General features: G+C 74.0%; 16 protein-coding genes. 14 read left to right on the plus strand and 2 right to left on the minus strand.

Annotated elements, in window-relative coordinates; all coding sequences use genetic code 11:
* The first annotated feature begins 25 nt into the window (after window positions 1–25).
* The 5 genes from LH044_RS01620 to LH044_RS01640 are packed head-to-tail and all read left to right on the plus strand — an operon-like array spanning window position 26 to window position 7,086.
* Window positions 26–1,069 carry a copper transporter gene (locus LH044_RS01620; RefSeq protein WP_227758050.1) on the plus strand — a complete coding sequence of 348 codons (1,044 nt, stop codon included), beginning with the start codon at window positions 26–28 and terminating at the stop codon, window positions 1,067–1,069.
* The gene (gene murJ / locus LH044_RS01625; protein ID WP_227758051.1) at window positions 1,066–2,766 is read left to right on the plus strand and encodes a murein biosynthesis integral membrane protein MurJ; all 1,701 of its coding nucleotides are present in this window, start codon (window positions 1,066–1,068) and stop codon (window positions 2,764–2,766) included. The genes LH044_RS01620 and murJ overlap by 4 nt, the downstream gene beginning before the upstream one ends.
* Window positions 2,766–3,854, plus strand: a complete 1,089-nt coding sequence (locus LH044_RS01630; RefSeq protein WP_227758052.1) for a glycosyltransferase family 4 protein — start codon at window positions 2,766–2,768, stop codon at window positions 3,852–3,854. Before murJ ends, LH044_RS01630 begins: the two co-directional genes overlap by 1 nt.
* Window positions 3,851–6,196 (plus strand): hypothetical protein, encoded by a 2,346-nt coding sequence (locus LH044_RS01635; protein ID WP_227758053.1) that lies wholly within the window; start codon window positions 3,851–3,853, stop codon window positions 6,194–6,196. Before LH044_RS01630 ends, LH044_RS01635 begins: the two co-directional genes overlap by 4 nt.
* A complete protein-coding gene (locus LH044_RS01640) occupies window positions 6,193–7,086 on the plus strand; it encodes a hypothetical protein (protein WP_227758054.1) in 894 nt (297 codons plus the stop codon). The genes LH044_RS01635 and LH044_RS01640 overlap by 4 nt, the downstream gene beginning before the upstream one ends.
* A gap of 17 nt (window positions 7,087–7,103) precedes the next feature.
* On the opposite strand, the gene LH044_RS01645 is transcribed toward LH044_RS01640, so the two are convergent.
* A complete protein-coding gene (locus LH044_RS01645) occupies window positions 7,104–8,120 on the minus strand; it encodes a glycerophosphodiester phosphodiesterase family protein (RefSeq protein WP_227758055.1) in 1,017 nt (338 codons plus the stop codon).
* Window positions 8,121–8,253: 133 nt separating this feature from the next.
* Between LH044_RS01645 and pyrG the strand changes: the two genes are divergently transcribed.
* Genes pyrG through LH044_RS01665 form a run of 4 tightly spaced genes read left to right on the plus strand, consistent with a single transcriptional unit; the run spans window position 8,254 to window position 12,230 of the window.
* Window positions 8,254–10,032, plus strand: coding sequence for a CTP synthase (gene pyrG / locus LH044_RS01650; protein WP_227758056.1), 1,779 nt, complete (start codon window positions 8,254–8,256; stop codon window positions 10,030–10,032).
* Window positions 10,029–10,592, plus strand: coding sequence for an NUDIX hydrolase (locus tag LH044_RS01655; protein ID WP_227758057.1), 564 nt, complete (start codon window positions 10,029–10,031; stop codon window positions 10,590–10,592). The genes pyrG and LH044_RS01655 overlap by 4 nt, the downstream gene beginning before the upstream one ends.
* A 53-nt stretch (window positions 10,593–10,645) precedes the next feature.
* Window positions 10,646–11,644: a site-specific tyrosine recombinase XerD gene (xerD, locus tag LH044_RS01660; protein WP_227758058.1), complete on the plus strand. Its 999-nt coding sequence runs from the start codon at window positions 10,646–10,648 to the stop codon at window positions 11,642–11,644.
* 28 nt (window positions 11,645–11,672) lie between these two features.
* Complete coding sequence (locus LH044_RS01665) at window positions 11,673–12,230, plus strand: HD domain-containing protein (RefSeq protein WP_227758059.1); 558 nt, start codon at window positions 11,673–11,675, stop codon at window positions 12,228–12,230.
* Window positions 12,231–12,336: 106 nt separating this feature from the next.
* Here LH044_RS01665 and trpS read toward each other — a convergent pair whose 3' ends face one another.
* The gene (gene trpS, locus LH044_RS01670; RefSeq protein WP_227758060.1) at window positions 12,337–13,320 is read right to left on the minus strand and encodes a tryptophan--tRNA ligase; all 984 of its coding nucleotides are present in this window, start codon (window positions 13,318–13,320) and stop codon (window positions 12,337–12,339) included.
* Window positions 13,321–13,502: 182 nt separating this feature from the next.
* Here trpS and LH044_RS01675 point away from each other — a divergent pair, with 182 nt between their 5' ends.
* Genes LH044_RS01675 through LH044_RS01695 form a run of 5 tightly spaced genes read left to right on the plus strand, consistent with a single transcriptional unit; the run spans window position 13,503 to window position 17,573 of the window.
* The gene (locus LH044_RS01675; protein WP_227758061.1) at window positions 13,503–14,282 is read left to right on the plus strand and encodes a segregation and condensation protein A; all 780 of its coding nucleotides are present in this window, start codon (window positions 13,503–13,505) and stop codon (window positions 14,280–14,282) included.
* Between the two features lies 1 nt (window position 14,283).
* The gene (gene scpB, locus LH044_RS01680) at window positions 14,284–15,234 is read left to right on the plus strand and encodes an SMC-Scp complex subunit ScpB (RefSeq protein WP_227758062.1); all 951 of its coding nucleotides are present in this window, start codon (window positions 14,284–14,286) and stop codon (window positions 15,232–15,234) included.
* The gene (locus LH044_RS01685) at window positions 15,231–16,079 is read left to right on the plus strand and encodes a pseudouridine synthase (RefSeq protein ID WP_227758063.1); all 849 of its coding nucleotides are present in this window, start codon (window positions 15,231–15,233) and stop codon (window positions 16,077–16,079) included. Before scpB ends, LH044_RS01685 begins: the two co-directional genes overlap by 4 nt.
* A 10-nt stretch (window positions 16,080–16,089) precedes the next feature.
* On the plus strand, window positions 16,090–16,461 hold the full coding sequence (aroH, locus tag LH044_RS01690) for a chorismate mutase (RefSeq protein ID WP_227758064.1): 372 nt from the start codon (window positions 16,090–16,092) through the stop codon (window positions 16,459–16,461).
* 11 nt (window positions 16,462–16,472) lie between these two features.
* Window positions 16,473–17,573 (plus strand): prephenate dehydrogenase/arogenate dehydrogenase family protein, encoded by a 1,101-nt coding sequence (locus LH044_RS01695; protein WP_227760053.1) that lies wholly within the window; start codon window positions 16,473–16,475, stop codon window positions 17,571–17,573.
* Window positions 17,574–17,580 lie beyond the last annotated feature (7 nt).

Below are 17,580 nucleotides of genomic sequence, written 5' to 3' on the forward strand. Positions count from 1 at the left end.
GCCGTGCCGACGTGAACGAGGTCCAGTGATCAACTTCCGGTTCCACCTGATCAGCCTGGTCGCGGTGTTCCTGGCGCTCGGCGTCGGGGTCGCGATGGGTGCGTCGTTCGTGGACCGGGCGACGGTGGACTCCCTGCGAGGGCGCGTCGACGACCTCGACGAGGGCTACCGGCGCCGGGGCGTCGAGCTCGACGCGACCCGGGACCAGCTCGGCCAGTCCGACAGCCAGGCGGCGGCGTTGGCGGGCGAGGGGAGCGAGGCGCTCGCGGACCGGCTCACCGACGTCCCCGTCGTGGTCCTGGCCACCGAGGGCGTCAGCGGCGACCTCGTGGAGGACACCCGGACGTCGCTCGGTGCGGCCGGCGCCGACCTCGCGGGGACGGTTCGCCTCCAGCCGGCGCTGACGGACCCGGCCGACTCCGACCTGGCCGCGGCCCGACAGCGCTTCGGCCTGCGCGGGAACGCCGCCGACGTCCGCACGCGCCTGGCGACCGACCTCGGCGTCTCGCTCGCATTGCTGTCGGCGGTGCCGCCCGAGGCGTCGGACTCGACCACGACGCAGGCCCCGACCGGCGACGCCGCGATCGTGCCCACGCCGACCGACGCCGAGCAGGCCCGCGCCTACATCGGTGCGCTCTCCGATCTCGGCATGCTCACGGTCGCCGACACCGACACCGGCGGCGAGTCCCGGTTCCCCCTCGGGTCGGGCTTCCGGTACGTGCTGATCGGCGGCGCCGACGAGGACCCCGACGCGGTGCTCGCACCGCTCGCCACCGCCGAGGCCGACCGGGCCCCGCGGACGCTCACCGTCGCCGAGGCCCGGCCCGCCCGGCCGACGGGCGAGGCGACGACCACCACGGCGGACCAGCCCGCTCGCGGATCGCTCGTGGAGTCGCTGCGCGGGGGTGAGGTCGCCGACGCGCTGAGCACGGTCGACGACCTCGAGGAGGCGTTCGGACGGATCGCCGCCGTGTACGCCGTGGCCGAGCAGCGCGACACCGGTCGGGTGGGCCACTACGGGACGGGCACGGGCGCCACCGCGCCCTTCCCGACCGTCCCGGCCTCGTGACGGCCGACGACGCGGCCGTCCCGGCCGCGGGACCGGACGCCCCCGGCACCGGAGCCCCGGGCGGCGCCGGCGCGGAGCAGGTCGTGGCGGCGCGCAACCGCAACGCCACCGTGATGGCCGTGTTCACCGCAGTGAGCCGCGCCAGCGGCTTCGCCCGGATCGTCGTCGTCGCCGCGGTCCTCGGGACGTCGTACCTCGGCAACACCTACCAGAGCGCCAACACGATCCCGAACATCCTCTTCGAGCTGTTCGCCGCCGGCGTCCTGCAGTCGGTGCTCATCCCGATCATGGTGGACGCGGTCGACGGCCACACCCACCGCGAGGCCGAGGAGACCGCGGGCGTCGTGCTCGGCGCCATGCTGACGCTGCTCGCCGCGGTCGTCGCCGCGGGCCTGCTGGCGGGCACATGGATCATGGAGCTGCTGGTGTCGGGCGTGGACGACGCCGCGATCCGCGCCGCCGAGGTGCAGCTCGGCACGTTCCTCCTGTGGTTCTTCCTGCCCCAGGTCCTCTTCTACGCGGCGAGCATGGTGGCGGCCGCGGTGCTCAACGCCACGGGCCACTTCTGGCAGCCGGTGTTCGCCCCGACGGTCAACAACGTCGTGGTGATCGGCACGTACCTCCTCTTCGGGGCCATGCGCGACGGCCAGGCGCCGTCCCTCGACCTGACGACGCCCGAGAAGCTCGTGCTGGCCGTCGGCACCCTGCTGGGGGTGGTCGCGTTCTGCGCGGTCCCGGTCGTCGCGGCCTGGCGCGAGGGGTTCCACCTGCGCCCGTCGTTCCGCTTCCGCCACCCGATCCTCCGCCGCCTCGCCCGGCAGGGGGCGTGGGCGGCCGGCTTCCTCGGGGCGTCCCAGGCGCTGCTCGTGGCGGTGCTGTACCTGGCCAACGGCAGCGAGGGCGGCGTCGTCGTGTACCAGCTCGCCTACGTGCTCTTCATGCTCCCGGTGTCGCTCTTCGCCGTGCCGGTGTTCACGACGGCGTTCCCCGACCTGACGCGCTTCGCCCGCAAGCAGCAGTGGGGCGAGTTCGGCGACGAGGTCGGGCGGACCGTCCGGTCGGTGTGCCTGTTCACGATCGCGTCGGCGGGCGCGCTGGTCGCCCTCTCGGGTCCGATCGCGCACGTCGTCGCGCTCGGCAACGCCTCGGACCGGGTGGTCGAGGTGTCGGGCGCCGTGGCCGGCTTCGCCATCGGCGTGCCGGGCTTCGCCCTCATGCTCCTGCTCACCCGCGTCGCCTACTCGTACCAGGACACGAGGACGCCGACGATCGTGAACGTGGGCGTGGCCGTGCTCGGGACGCTGGTGATGGCCGTCCTCGTGTCGGTCGTGCCCGACGTCGACCGCATCACGGCGCTCGGCGCCGGCTACGGCGGTGCGCAGCTGGTCGGCGCGGCCGTGCTGGCGGCGGCGGTCCGGTCGCGCGTGCACCGCTCGGGCTCGCGCATCCCGACCGTCGCAGCGCCCGTGCTGCGCGACCTGGCGGCGACGGTGGTGGCGTCGGTCGCGGTCTACGCCGCGGTGCGCGCCCTGCCCGAGCCCGGCGTCGCTGTCGCCGTCGTCCTCTGCGTCGCCGGCGGCGCCGTCCTGGCCGGGTTGCTGCTGGTGGTGCTCCGGCTGCTCGGCGGACCCAGCCCCTCCCGTGCGCTGCGGTCGCTCGGCGGCGATCCCGGCCGGGTGCCGGCGGGGGCGTCGTGATGCGCACGCTGCAGCTGCTCGGCCCGTCGACCGGCGGGATCCGGGTGCACGTGGCGACGCTGGCGCGCCAGCTCGAGGCGCTGGGCATCGACGCGCCCGTGGTCGGGCCCGCGGGCGTGCTCGACGGCCTCGGCCCGCAGGCCGGCGTCGTCCCGGTCCCCGACGGGCTGTCGCCGTCCTCGCTGATCGCCGCGCGCCGAGCGCTCCGGCCGTGGCGCGGGCCGGCGCAGGTCGTCCACGCCCACGGGCTGAAGGCGGCCTGGGTCGCCCTGCGGGGCCGGCCGTCGCGACCGCTGGTCGTCACCGTCCACAACGTGGTGCTGGAGCAGTCCGCCGGTCGGACCGTCGGGGCCCAGCAGCGCCTCGAGCGGGCGGTGCTGGCCCGGGCCGACCGCGTGATCGCCCCAACGACGGCGATCGCGGCCGGGCTCGACGGCGTCGTGCGCCGCGATCGCGTGCGGATCGTCGTCCCGGCGTCGCCGGTGCCGGTGCTCGAGCGGACGCGCACCGAGGTCCGCGCCGCCATCGGCGTGAGCGACGACACTCCTCTGGTGACGTGCGTGGCCCGCCTCCACCCGCAGAAGGACCTGCCGACCATGTTCCGGGCGTGGGCGCGGGCGGTGGCGAAGGTGCCCGACGCCCGACTGGCGGTGGTGGGCGAGGGACCCGAGCGCGCCGCGCTCGAGGCCTTGCGGCGGGAGCTCGGGATCGAGGGCTCGCTCGACGTCGTCGGCTTCGACGCCCACGCCGTGGACTGGATCGGCGCCGCCGACGTGTTCGCGCTGAGCTCGGTGTGGGAGGCGATCCCGCTCGTGCTGGCCGAGGCGATGCAGCTGGGCGTACCCGTCGTGACCACCGACGTCGGCATGGCCACCGAGCTGCTGGGCGACGGCCGCGCCGGGCAGGTCGCCGCCGTCGGCGACGACGAGGCCCTGGCCGACGGCCTCGTCCGCTTCCTGTCCGACCCCGCGGCCGCCACCGCAGCCGGGCGCGCCGGTCGGGAGATCGCGGCACGGCGGTTCGACCCTGCCGAGCTGTCCGCCGCCGTGGCGACGGTCTACGAGGAGCTGGCGGGGGTGGCCCGGTGAACCGCCGCCTGCTGCTGCTCGGCGCTCTGCTGGCGTTGGTCGCCACCGCCCCGTCCGCCGTGGCCGGGGCTGCGCCCGCCCAGGACCCCGCCGGCGGCGACGGTCCCCGTCGCGTGCTGGTCGTCACCCTGCCGAGGGTCACGTGGGACGACGTGGGGGAGCAGCGGCCACCCAACCTGACGCGCTTCCTCGAGGGCGCGGCGGTCGCGTCGATGAGCACGCGCACCGTCGGCCCCCGCACCGACGGCGCCGACGCCTACCTCACCCTCGGCGCGGGGAACCGGGCCGACGCGTTCGACCCCCTGACCGCCGGCGACGCGTCCCAGGTGACCGAGACGACGCCGAGCGGCTCGGCGGCCGAGGTCTACCGCCGCCGCACCGGCACCGTGCCCGACGGCGAGGTGGTGGTGCTCTCGATCGCCGAGCAGATCGCGCGCAACGACGACCTCCTCTACGGCTCCGCGCCGGGCGCTCTGGCCTCGGCGCTCGCCGACGAGGGCCACGCCACCGGCGCCGTCGGCAACGCCGACACCGGGCTGACCGACGCACCGCCGCAACGCGAGGTCGCGCTCGCCGCCATGACCCGCGACGGCCAGGTCGCGGTCGGCAATGTGTCCTCGTCGCTGCTGGTGGCCGACCCCTTGGCGCCGTTCGGGGTGCGCACCGACCAGGAGGCCCTGCTGGCCTCGGTCCGGAGGGGCTGGGACGCGGCGGACCTCCAGTTCGTCGAGCTCTCCGACCTGGAGCGGGCCGAGGAGGCGCGGGTGGAGAGCACCGCCCGGCAGGGCGACGAGCAGTTCGCCAGCGCGCTGCAGCGGGCCGACACGGCGCTCGGCGGGCTGCTCGCCACCGTGGACCCCGCCCAGGACCTCGTGCTCGTGCTGGCGCCGACGTCGCCGCTCGACGGCGAGCAGCTCACGCTGTTCGGCATGCAGGGCCCCGGCGTCGAACCGGGCTGGGCCCGGTCACCCACGACGCGCCGGGACGGCTTCGTGACGCTGACCGACGTGGCGCCCACGATCCTCGACGCCTACGACATCGATCCGCCGACCGAGGTCAACGACACGCCGATCGTCGCGGCACCGCAGAGCACGTCGCTGTCGGACCGCATCGACACGATGGTCCGCGACGACGAGCGGGCGCTGTTCCGCGACGAGGCGACGGGTCCGATCACCGTCGCGTTCATCGCGACGCTCGTCGTGCTGCTGCTCGCCGTCATGTGGGCGGTCGGGCGCGCCGCATCGTGGAAGCGGCCCCTGCGGTGGTGCTCGCTCGCCGTCGTCGCCACCCCGTCGGCCATGTTCCTGTCGGGCCTGCTGCCGTACGGCCCGTTCTCCGTGGTCACCTTCGGCCTGGCGATCGCGGCCGGCTCGGTGCTCCTCGCGGTGGTCGCCGCGCTGCTCGGTCGGTTCGACGCGGTCGCGCCGCCGGTCATCCTCTGCGGCATCGCCGTCGTCGTGCTCGGGGTCGACATCGTCACCGGCGGCAACCTGCAGCTCAGCACGATCTTCGGCTACTCACCGATCGTGGCCGGCCGCTTCGCGGGCTACGGGAACCAGGCCTTCTCGATCCTCACGATCTCGTCGCTGGTGCTGGTCACCGGTGGGTGGGAGATCTCGCGGCGGCGCCGCCCCGACTCGGGTGACGGCGGCCGGATCGTCGCCGCCGTCGTGGTCTTCCTCGTCGTCGTCGTGGTCGACGGCTCCCCGTTCTGGGGCTCCGACGTCGGGGGGGTGCTGGCGTCGATCCCGGCGTTCGCCGTGTGCATCCTCATGCTGCTCGGGATCCGGATCCGCGTCCGGCTGGTGGCGATCATCGCGGCCTGCACGATCGGCGTCCTGGCACTGTTCGCCGCGCTGGACCTGGCGAGACCGGTCGACTCGCGCACCCACCTCGGCCGATTCGCCCAGAAGCTGCTCGACGGAGACGGCGCGTTGATCCTGCAGCGCAAGCTCGAGGCCAACGTCAGCATCCTCACGTCGACGGTGTGGACGTTCGTGATCCCGATCGCGCTGCTGTTCGTCGCCTACCTGACCTGGCGCCCCAACCGCCTCATGCGGCGCCTCAACGCCGAGCACACCGGCTTCCGCGCCTTCGGCGCCTCGGGGCTCACCCTCGGCCTGCTGGCGTGGGCGGTCAACGACTCGGGCGTGGCGATCCCGGCGCTGATGCTGACCGTCGCGCTGCCGTACACCGCGTACCTCGCGCTCGGCCTGGCCCCGCTCGACGCCGAGGAGGGCTCGGCCCCCGACGGGCCGGCGGCCCCGGTCGACCGTTCGCCTGCGGCCGAGCGCGCCGACGCGCCGGCCGAGGAGGTCGCGGCCGACGAGGTGCCGGCGTGAGCTGGACCCTCCTCGGCCTGGTGGTCGGCACCGTGATCGCAGCGGCGATCTGGTCGCTCTCCGAGGGGGCGTTCGCGGTCCCGGCGCTCGAGCGGACGAACTACCGGGGCGCCACCCTGTACACCGCCATCGGCGTGGTGATCCCCGTGACCGTGCTGCTCGTCGTGGCGATCGTGCGGCTGGTCCTGGCGGCCGAGGACGCCTGGTACTCGTGGGACCAGCTGAGCTCCACGACGCTCATCCTCGTCATCGGGTTCGCGCTGCTCGGCCTGCTCGACGACGTGGCCGGCGTCGGCCAGTCGGGTGGGTTCCGCAGCCACGTCGGCGCGCTGCGCCGGGGTCGCGTCACGTCGGGGATGATCAAGCTCGTCGGCGGCGGCGCCGTCGGGGTGGTGGCGGTGTCGGTGATGCAGAGCGACACGCCGTTCCTCGCCCAGGACACCGGCACGATCCTCGGTCTGCTGCGGGACGGGGCGATCGTGGCGCTGGCCGCCAATCTCGGGAACCTGTTCGACCGGGCCCCGGGCCGGGCCACGAAGTTCACCGCCGTGGCCTTCGTCGCCCTGGCGCTGGTCGTGCGCGACTCGATCCTGTTCATGCCCGCGGTGGCGATCGGCGCAGGCCTCGGCCTCCTCGCCCCCGACCTCCGCGAGCGGGCCATGCTCGGCGACGCCGGGGCCAACCCGCTCGGGGCGGTGTGCGGGCTCGCCGCGCTGTGGGCGGTGCCCGACCCGTGGGCCCGGTGGCTCGTCCTCGCGGTCGTGCTCGCGCTCAACCTGCTCAGCGAGGTCGTCTCGTTCAGCACCGTGATCGACTCGGTCGGGCCGCTGCGGTGGTTCGACCGGCTCGGCTCGCTGCGGGCCCACCCGGTCGACGGCGCCCAGGGCTGAGCCCTCGGGTGGCGCGCTCAGGTGCGGGCGGCGACGACGTCGACGGCGGTTGCCGGGTCGGCGGCGTTGAGGCCGTCGACGCCCATGTCGAGCAGCTGGCCGTAGCCGTCGGTGGTCTCCCAGCGGGCGTCGTTCGGCCAGACCCAGACGACCAGGCCGTCGCGGTGCGCCCTGGCGACCATGTCGGGGGTGACGACCTCGATGCCCTCGAACTCGGGCGGCACCTGGAGGATCGTGCGACCGGCGGGGGGCAGCGTCCCCTGCAGCACGTAGGCGGTCGTGGCCCCGAGCCCGGGGGTGATCGCGGCACCGGGGGCGGCGGCGGCGAACGCCTCGGCGACGGCGTCGTCGAAGGCCGTCACGACGACCCGGTCGGTCAGGTCCATCTCCCGGACCAGCCGGGCCAGCTCCTCGGCCGCCGGGATCGCCTCGGGCGCCTCGCCCTTGATCTCGATGTTGAGCACGTGGTCGGGGTGGTCCGCCGCGATCTGCTCGAAGCTGGTGATGGCGAAGTCGTCGGGCTCCGATCCCTCGGGCGGGTCCACCTCGCCGGTGCGGACGCCCCGCAGCACGTACTCCTCGTCGGGGCGGTCCGTGCAGGTGCAGCCTTCGGTGAACCAGTACGCCGCGTCGAGGGCGTGCAGCTGGTCGTAGGTCATCGAGCCGACCTCGCCGCTGCCCTCGGTCGTGCGGTCGACGGTGTCGTCGTGCTGGACCACGAGCACGCCGTCGGCGCTGAGCTGCACGTCCATGTCGAGAGCGTCGACGCCGGCCTCGGCGGACCGGTCGAACCCGTAGGGGGTGTCGTGCGGGTGGACGTCGTCGCCGCCCGCGTGGGCGAGGACCAGCGGGCGGTCGAGGGCGAGCAGCGCCGACACCGTGCTCGCCGCCGGCGCGGCGGTCTCGGTGGTGGTGGTGCTCGACGTGCCGGCGTCGTCGCCCTCGGCGGGGTCGTCGGAGCTGCAGCCGCCGACCAGCAGCGCGAGCGCGGCGACGGCGGCCGCGACGGACGGCGGGATCGTGCTTCGGCCCATCCGCGGAGCATAGGGAGCGACGTCGGCGGGGTCCGGTCAGATGTCACGCCCTGCAACGGCGGCGATCGCGGCGGGCTCCGCGTCCGGGGCGCGAGGTCCGCGATAGCCTCGACCAAACGACCCAGGAGCAGTTGTGGCCAAGCACATCTTCGTGACCGGCGGCGTGGCATCCAGTCTCGGGAAGGGCCTCACGGCCTCGTCCCTGGGACGGTTGCTGAAGGCTCGGGGTCTGCGGGTCACCATGCAGAAGCTGGATCCCTACATCAACGTGGATCCCGGCACCATGAACCCGTTCGAGCACGGCGAGGTGTTCGTCACCAAGGACGGCGGCGAGACCGACCTCGACCTGGGCCACTACGAGCGCTTCATCGACGAGGAGCTCACCCGGGACTCGAACGCCACGACCGGGTCGATCTACCAGTCGGTCCTGGCCGCCGAGCGCCGCGGCGAGTACCTCGGCAAGACCGTCCAGGTCATCCCGCACATCACCGACGAGATCAAGCGCCGCATCTCCCGGCTCGCCGTCGACGGCACCGACGTCGTGATCACCGAGGTCGGCGGCACGGTGGGCGACATCGAGATCCTGCCGTTCCTCGAGGCCATCCGGCAGTTCCGCCTCGACGTCGGTCGCCAGAACGTCTGCTACGTGCACGTCACGCTCGTGCCGTTCATCGGCCCGTCGGGCGAGCAGAAGACCAAGCCGACCCAGCACTCGGTCACCGAGCTGCGCAGCCGGGGCATCCAGCCCGATGCGATCGTCTGCCGCTCCGAGGAGGCCATCTCGTCGGATCTGAAGCGGAAGATCTCGGCGCTGTGCGACGTGCCGATCCAGGCCGTCGTCAACGCCGCCGATGCCAGCAGCCTCTACGACATCCCCCTCGTCATGCACGACGAGGGGCTCGACACCGTGGTGTGCGACATCCTCGGCCTCGACGGCACCGAGCCCGACATGTCCGAGTGGCAGCGGCTCGTGCGCAGCGTGAGCGAGGCCACGGCGCCGACGCGCATCGGCATCATCGGCAAGTACGTGAGCCTCCCCGACGCCTACCTCTCGGTCGTCGAGGCGCTGAAGCACGCCGGGTTCCACCACGGAGCCGACGTGCAGATCAGCTGGATCCAGGCCGAGGAGGTCGAGGGCCTGCTCGCCGACGACAAGCTGCGGGACCTCGACGGCATCGTCATCCCCGGCGGCTTCGGCGAGCGGGGCGTCGAGGGCAAGGTCGCGGCGGCGGGCTACGCCCGCGAGCACGGGCTGCCCTGCCTCGGGCTGTGCCTCGGCATGCAGGTGATGACGATCGAGTTCGCCCGCAACGCGCTCGGCCTGACCGGCGCCAACTCCACCGAGTTCGACCCCACCACGCCGCATCCGGTCATCGACCTCATGGACTCCCAGCGCGACGTCACCGAGAAGGGCGGCACGATGCGGCTGGGCGCCTACATCGCGCAGCTCGACGCCGGCTCCAAGGTGGCCGAGCTGTACGGCAAGGAGGTGGTGTCCGAGCGCCACCGCCACCGCTACGAGTTCAACCCGGTGTACCGCCGCCGCTTCGACGGCACCGAGTTCCGGGCGTCCGGCACGTCCCCCGACGGCCGCCTCGTCGAGTTCATCGAGCTCGAGGGCCACCCGTTCTGGGTCGGCACCCAGGCCCACCCCGAGTTCATGAGCCGGCCGACCCGGCCGGCCCCGCTCTTCGACGGGTTCATCGGCGCCGCGCTCGAGCGGGCCGAGGGGCGCAACCCGCAGCTGATCCGGCTCGAGGACGGCGACGGCCGAGCCCGCACGAACGGCGGGTCGAGCACGAACGGCGGGTCGAGCACGAACGGCGGGTCGAGCACGAACGGCGGGTCCAGCACGAACGGCGGCTCGGTCGCCGACCCGGCGCACAGCGGCGCGGCCCGCGGCCAGGTGTGAGCGACGAGGGGTTCACGCACCTCCACGACGAGCTGCTCGTGGAGGGCCACGCCATCTCCGTGTACCGGTCCACGTTCCGCGGGCCCGATGGCGAGGAGTTCGACCGTGAGGTCGTCCGCCACCCGGGCGCGGTGTCCGTCGTCCCGCTGACCGACGACGGCGACGTGGTGCTCGTGCGCCAGTACCGGGCGCCGCTCGACCGGTTCCTGCTCGAGATCCCGGCGGGCAAGCGCGACGTCGCCGACGAGCCGCCCGAGGAGACCGCCCGGCGCGAGCTCGCCGAGGAGGTCGGGCTGGTGCCGTCGCAGCTCGTGCCCCTCGTGGTGTTCCACAACTCCGTCGGCTTCTGCGACGAGGAGAGCCACGTGTTCCTCGGCACCGGGCTCGTCGAGACCGAGCGCGACCTCCAGGGCGTCGAGGAGGAGCACATGGAGGAGGTCCGGGTGCCGCTCGCCGACACGCCGGCGATGATCGCCTCGGGCGAGATCTCCGACGGCAAGACCGTGATCGGCCTGCTGCTCGCCCTTCGGGCGGTGGAGGCCGGGACCGCGACGTCGTGAGCGCTCGGACTGCCCCCCGGACGGGCGGGGGTGCGGGCGGCACGGGTGGCGACGTGGGCCTGGACGGACCGCCCGAGGTCGACCGCGACGGGGTGCCGGTCGCCGCCGCGCCGTTCCTCACCCACCTCGCCGTCGAGAAGGGCCGGTCCGACCTGACGCTGCGCGCCTACCGCCAGGACCTCCGCCGCTACGCCGCCTTCCTGGCCGATCGGGGACTCGAGGTCGACGGCGTCGGCGAGGACGACGTGCAGGACTTCGTCACCGAGCTGCGCGCCGGGGGCCTGGCCACGTCGTCGGTCATCCGCGTCGCAGGGACCGTCCGGTCGCTGCACCGCTTCCTCGCCGCCGAGGGCCTCGCCCCCGCGGACCCGACCGCGGCGATCGAGACGCCGCGCCGGCCCTCCGCCCTGCCGCGGGCGCTGTCGGAGCAGCAGGTCGAGGCCCTGCTCGACGCCGTCGGCTCGGCCTGCGAGCTGCCGACGGGCGACGCCACCGCCGACGCCGCCAACCTGCGGGACCGGGCGCTGCTCGAGCTCCTGTACTCGAGCGGCATCCGGGTCTCCGAGGCGTGCGGGCTCCGCTTCGGCGACCTCGACGTCGACAGCGCGTTCGCCCGGGTGCTCGGCAAGCGCTCCAAGGAGCGCCTGGTGCCGATCGGCCGGCCCGCGCTCTCCGCCCTGGCCGACTACCTCGACCGCGGTCGACCGGTGCTGCTGGGGGAGCGGCCGGCCGACCGCGACGCCGCCGACGCCGTCTTCCTCGGCCTGCGCGGTCGCCGGCTCGGGCGCCAGGCCGCGTGGGGCGTCATCCGTCGATGGGCGACCGCGGCCGGGCTGACCGCCGAGATCAGCCCCCACGTGCTGCGCCACTCGTGCGCCACGCACCTGCTCGACCACGGCGCGGACATCCGGACGGTGCAGGAGCTGCTGGGCCACGCCTCGGTCAGCACGACGCAGATCTACACCCGCGTGGCGACCGACCGGCTGCTGCAGGCCTACCGGGACGCCCACCCGAGGGCGCGGGCCCGGTCGACCTCGGGAGCTGCGTCGTGACCGGCGGACTCGCCACGGAGGCGGCCGCGTGAGCGGTCCCGAGCTGCAGCCCACCCACCGGGCCCGACGGTTCTTCGGCTCGCTGTCGTCGTCCGCTCCGTCCGACGAGGACGCCGCCTGGGCCGACGGGTGGCTGACCGAGCGCGAGTCGGCGGCGTTCCGGAGGATGGCGCCGGTGGACCGGCGCCACGCGATCGGCGTCGCCCGCACCGTGGTCGCCCACCTCGACCGGCTGGACCTCGACGACGGCGACCCCGAGGCCCGCTGGATCGTCGCTGCGGCGCTGCTCCACGACGTCGGCAAGTCGGTGGCCGGCCTCGGCACCTACGGACGGGCCGTCGCGACGCTGTCGGGTTGGGTCGGCGGCCACGACATGGCGGCCTCGTGGGCCGACACCCGCGGCTTCACCCGCAAGGTCGGGCTGTACCTGCAGTACCCCGAGCTCGGCGCCGACCTGCTGCGCATGGCCGGCTCCGACGAGCGCGTCGTCGCCTGGGCCGCCCAGCACCACGAGCCCGAGGAGCGCTGGACGGTGCCCGTCGAGGCGGGCCGCCTGCTCGTTCAGGCCGACGACGGCGCCCTCTGACCACCGCACCGCCTGCTTCGTTCCACCTTTTCGACGTTGGAGCGTCGAAAAGGTGGAACAGAGCGGGCTGCGGGCGGGGTGGTCGGCGCGGCGGGGGCGAGGTCGCTCAGGCGCGGGGGAGGAGGCCGACGTGCTCGACGGCCCGGGCGTACACGTCGCTCGCCACGTTCTGGGCCTTCTCCGCGCCGATGGCGAGCAGCTCGCCCGTGCCGGCCGGGTCGTCGGCGAGCTCCCGGAACCGCTCCTGGATCGGCCGGAGCAGCTCGACGACCGCGTCCGCGGTGTCGGCCTTGAGGGGTCCGTACTGGGAGTACGCCTCGGCCACGTCCTCGGGGCTGCGGTCGGTGACGGCGCCGAGGACCGACAGGAGGTTCGACACGCCGGGCTTGGCGACCGGGTCGTAGCGGACCTCGCCGTCGGAGTCGGTGACGGCCCGCTTGAACTTCTTCGCCGTCGCGGCGAGGTCCTCCATCAGGTAGACCACGCCGGCGTCGGAGGCGGCCGACTTCGACATCTTGTCGGTCGGCTCCTGCAGGTCCATCACCCGGGCGCCGGCCCGCGGGATCGTGGCCTGCGGGAGGACGAAGGTCTCGCCGAAGCGGGCGTTGAAGCGTTCGGCGACGTCGCGGGTCAGCTCGATGTGCTGGCGCTGGTCCTCGCCGACCGGGACGCGATCGGTGTCGTAGAGCAGGATGTCGGCCGCCTGCAGGGCCGGGTAGGTGAACAGGCCGGCCGAGACGAAGTCCTGCTTGTCGGACTTGTCCTTGAACTGGGTCATGCGCCGCAGCTCGCCCATGCTCGTGACGCACTGGATCAGCCAGGCCAGCTCGGTGTGCTCGCGCACGTGGCTCTGCACGAAGAGGGTGCAGACGTCGGGGTCCAGCCCGCAGGCGAGGAGGGTCTGGCCCATCTCGAGCGTCCGGCTGCCGACCTCGCCCGGCTCCTTCGGGACCGTCAGGGCGTGGAGGTCGACGATGCAGTAGAAGCTGTCGGCGCTGTGCTGGTCCTGGACCCAGTTGCGCACCGCTCCCAGCAGGTTGCCGAGGTGCAGGTCGCCGGTCGGCTGGATGCCGGAGAAGACGCGGGGCATGGCGGGCGATCGTACCGGCCGCCACCCCGCACCCCGACCCGCTTTGTTCCCGGATCCTGGGCTGAACACCCCAGGATCCGGGAACAGAACGGGCGGGTGGGAGAGGGGGCCCGTCCGGTCACTCGGGGTCAAATGACAGGCGTGTGACTTGGACGGCCCGATCCGGTCTACGATGTCCATCCGTGGGCTACGCCGTCAGCACACCGGTGTTCGAGGGGCCGTTCGACCTCCTGCTGCACCTGATCCTGCGCGAGCAGGTCGACCTCTACGACATCTCCCTGTCCACGATCGTGGACGCCTACATCGCCGAGCTGAACCGCATGGAGCACCTCGACCTCGAGGTGGCGACGGAGTTCCTGCTGATCGCGGCCACCCTCGTCGAGCTGAAGACCAAGCGGCTGCTGCCCGGCGACGACGACGTGGACGTCGACGAGGACCTCTCGCTCTGGGAGGAGCGCGACCTGCTCCTCGCCCGGCTGCTGGAGTGCAAGACCTTCAAGGACGCCGCCGGCATGCTGTCGGCGCTGCACTCGGCCGCCTCCCGCTCGGTGCCCCGCACGGCCGGTCCCGACGACCGGTTCTGGGACCTCACGCCCGACATGCTCGAGGGCGTCACGCCGGATCAGCTGCGGGCCGCGTACCAGCGGGCGATCACGCCCCAGCCGCAGCCGACGATCGACCTGTTCCACGTCGCCCCGATCCGGATGAGCGTCATCGACACGGTGGCCGACCTGTGCGTCGAGCTCCCGAGCCGTCGCCGGGTGTCGTTCCGGGAGTTGACCTCGTCGCTCGTCGACCGACTCGACGTGGTCGTGCACTTCCTGGCGATCCTCGAGCTGTTCAAGCAGGGCCTGGTCGACCTGGACCAACCCGACACCTTCGGCGACATCCAGGTCGTGTGGGTCGGCGGGGCCGACGTGGGGGCCGAGGACCTCGCCCTCGTCGATGCCTACGATGGCTGAGATGGCGGAGCACACCGAGGACGGCCCCGAGGCCGAGGCCACCGACGCAGCGCGACCCGAGGCGGCGGGCGGCGAGCTCGACGACGTCGCGGCTGACGCGGCCGAAACCGGCGAGATCGCCGAGCAGGGCGACGAGGTCGCCGAGGCCCACGAGGATGCCGAGCGGGGCGACGCCGCCGCGGAGCTGGCGCCGCTCGGCGACGAGGCCCGCCGGGCGCTCGAGGCCGTGCTCATGGTCGCCGACCAGCCGATCGAGGCCGCGCTGCTGGCGCAGCTCGTCGAGCGCTCGCCGCAGCAGGTCGAGGACCTGCTCGCCGGCCTCGCCGCGTCCTACGAGGAGGACGGGCGCGGCTTCCAGCTCGTCCGAGTGGCCGGCGGCTGGCGCTTCCAGAGCCACGAGGACCTCTCGCCGTACGTCGAGCGCTTCGTCCTCAGCGGCCAGTCGGCCCGCCTGTCGGCCGCTGCGCTCGAGACCCTGGCGATCGTCGCCTACAAGCAGCCGATCTCCCGGGCGCAGGTGTCGGCCATCCGCGGCGTCAACGTCGACGGCGTCATGCGCACCCTGCAGCAGCGGGGCTACATCGCGGAGGTCGGCAAGGACCCCGGGCCGGGCCAGCCGTCGATGTTCGGGACCACGTCGCTGTTCCTCGAGAAGCTGGGCCTGAACGAGGTCGACGAGCTGCCGTCGCTCGGCGACTTCATCCCGGGCGCCGACGTCGTCGAGCTGCTCGAGCAGGGCTTGCGCGCCGAGGCCGACGAGCCTGCGATGGCTGCGGACGACCAGACCGCGACCGAGGGCGCCGACGGCGAGCAGCCCGAGGGCGCTGCGTCGGTCGACGACGGCGTCGTCGACATCACCGACGAGGTCGTGATCTCCGTCGACGACCTGGTCGACGACGGTTCGCTGGCCGACGACCCGACGAGCCAGCGCCCCTCGCCGTTCGGCGAGTGAGCGACCAGGGCTCCGGCGACCCCTCCGACGAGGGCGAGCGGCTGCAGAAGGTCCTGGCCCGCGCCGGCTTCGGGAGCCGTCGGGTCTGCGAGGACATGATCGACGAGGGTCGCGTCACGATCGACGGCGCCGTCGCCGTGCTCGGCGCCCGTGTGCGCGTCGAGGACCAGGAGGTCGCCGTCGACGGCACCCCGATCGGCGTCGCGCCGGGGCTGGTCCACTACCTGCTCAACAAGCCCGCCGGGGTGGTCACGACCGCGTCCGACCCCCACGGTCGCCCGACGGTGCTCGACACCGTGCCCTCCGAGCCGCGGGTCCACCCGGTCGGGCGGCTCGACATGGACACCGAGGGCCTGCTGCTGCTCACCAATGACGGCGTGCTGACGCACCGCCTGACCCACCCGAGCTTCGGCGTCGAGAAGGAGTACGTCGCCGAGGTCGAGGGCCGCCCGGGTCGCGGCGCCCTGCGGCGGCTCCGGGAGGGCGTCGAGCTCGAGGACGGCATGACCGCTCCGGCCAAGGTCTCGGAGCTCCAGCCCGGCGTCCTGCGCCTCACGATCCACGAGGGCCGCAACCGGCAGGTGCGGCGCATGTGCGAGGCGGTCGGCCATCCGGTCATCCGGCTGGTGCGGACGCGCATCGGGCCCTTGCGGGACCCGCAGCTGGGGCCGGGGGAGTGGCGGGAGCTGACCCAGGACGAGGTGCGGGCGCTCGAGCGTGCGGCCGGCCCCGCGCCGGTCCCGGCGGACCGGTCGGAGGCGGCGCCGCGATCGGGGCGCCGCGGCGCGGGAGGCGGCCATCGGGGGCGGGGAACGGGTTCCGGGCCCGCCGAGGGCGACGGGTAACCTCGCCGCCGTGCCGACCACCTCCGTGCTGGCCCTCCGCGGGGCGACCACGCTCGACCGCGACGAGAAGGAGCACCTGCTCGAGCGCGTCCGGGAGCTGCTCACCGAGATGCTGGAGGCCAACGGCATCGACCACGAGCACCTGATCTCGATCCTGTTCACGGCCACCCCCGACGTCCACAGCGCCTTCCCCGCGCTGGCGGCCCGGCAGCTCGGCATGGGCGACGTGCCGCTCATCTGCGCCCAGGAGCTCGACATCGTGGGCGCCAAGCCCCAGTGCATCCGGGTGCTCATGCAGTTCAACTCCGAGCGGGCCCGGGCGGACCTCCACCACGTCTACCTGCAGGACGCCCGGGACCTGCGCGACGACCTCCCGACGTGAGCCCGGGACCCGTGGGCGATCCGACGGGTGCGGACACCGGCGCCGGAGGCGCACCGGCGCCGCGGCGGGCGGGGCTGGTCGGCACTGGGTTGATCGGGGCCTCGATCGGCAAGGCGCTCCGCGATCGGGGCTGGCACGTGACCGGGACCGACAGCGAGCCGGCCCGGGCGACCGCCGCGCTCGACGCCGGCGCGCTCGACGCGCTCGGGTCCGACCCGGACGCCGAGATCACCTTCGTGGCGGTGCCGGTCGGCGCCGTCCCCGACGCTGCCCGGGCGGTCTTGGCCGACGGCGGCGTCGTGACCGACGTCGGCAGCGTGAAGTCGCCGGTCGCCGCTGCGCTGCCGCACTCCCGGTTCGTCGGCGGGCACCCGATGGCGGGCTCCGAGGCGCAGGGCGTCGCGGGCTCGCGCGCCGACATGTTCGAGGGCACGACCTGGGTCCTGACGCCGACCGAGACCACCGACCCGGCCGCACAGGCGCTCGTGCACAGCGTCGTCCGCTCGCTCGGCGCCGACGTGGTGACGCTCGCGCCCGAGGATCACGACCGCCTCGTCGCCACCGTGTCCCACGTCCCGCACCTCACCGCCGTCACGCTGATGGGCCTGGCAGCCCAGCGGGCCGAACAGGAGGCCGCCCTGCTGCGCCTGGCCGCCGGTGGCTTCCGGGACATGACGAGGATCGCCGCCGGCGACGCCGGGATCTGGCTCGACATCTGCGAGGACAACCGCACCGCGATCCTCGACGTGCTCGACGACCTGATCGGCCGGCTCGCCACCATGCGCGACGTCGTCGACCGGGGCGACGGCACCGAGCTGCGCGAGCGGCTCCTGGCGGCCCAGGTGGCCCGCAGGAACCTGCCGACGGGGGCCCCGCCGGCGGAGGAGCTGGCGGAGGTCCGCGTGGCGATCCCCGACCAGCCCGGCGAGCTCGCGGCCGTCACCACGCTGGCGACCGAGCTCGGGATCAACGTCTACGACATCGAGGTGGTCCACGCCGCCGGCGAGCGCCGAGGCCTGCTGTCGCTCGTCGTGTCGACCGAGCAGGCCGACGTGCTCGTCGACGCGCTGCGGGGTCGGGGCCGCGTGGCGTCGACCCACGAGCTGGCGTGAGCGGTGG

This window comes from Dermatobacter hominis (genome assembly GCF_020715685.1).
In the GTDB taxonomy this organism is placed as follows: domain Bacteria; phylum Actinomycetota; class Acidimicrobiia; order Acidimicrobiales; family Microtrichaceae; genus Dermatobacter; species Dermatobacter hominis.

What these genes read in the sequence shown, in the direction of transcription:
- LH044_RS01645 (WP_227758055.1), bottom strand. Translation starts at nt 8,120, where the DNA reads ATGGGCCGAAGCACGATCCCGCCGTCCGTCGCGGCCGCCGTCGCCGCG.
- LH044_RS01630 (WP_227758052.1), top strand. Translation starts at nt 2,766, where the DNA reads ATGCGCACGCTGCAGCTGCTCGGCCCGTCGACCGGCGGGATCCGGGTG.
- trpS (WP_227758060.1), bottom strand. Translation starts at nt 13,320, where the DNA reads ATGCCCCGCGTCTTCTCCGGCATCCAGCCGACCGGCGACCTGCACCTC.
- scpB (WP_227758062.1), top strand. Translation starts at nt 14,284, where the DNA reads ATGGCGGAGCACACCGAGGACGGCCCCGAGGCCGAGGCCACCGACGCA.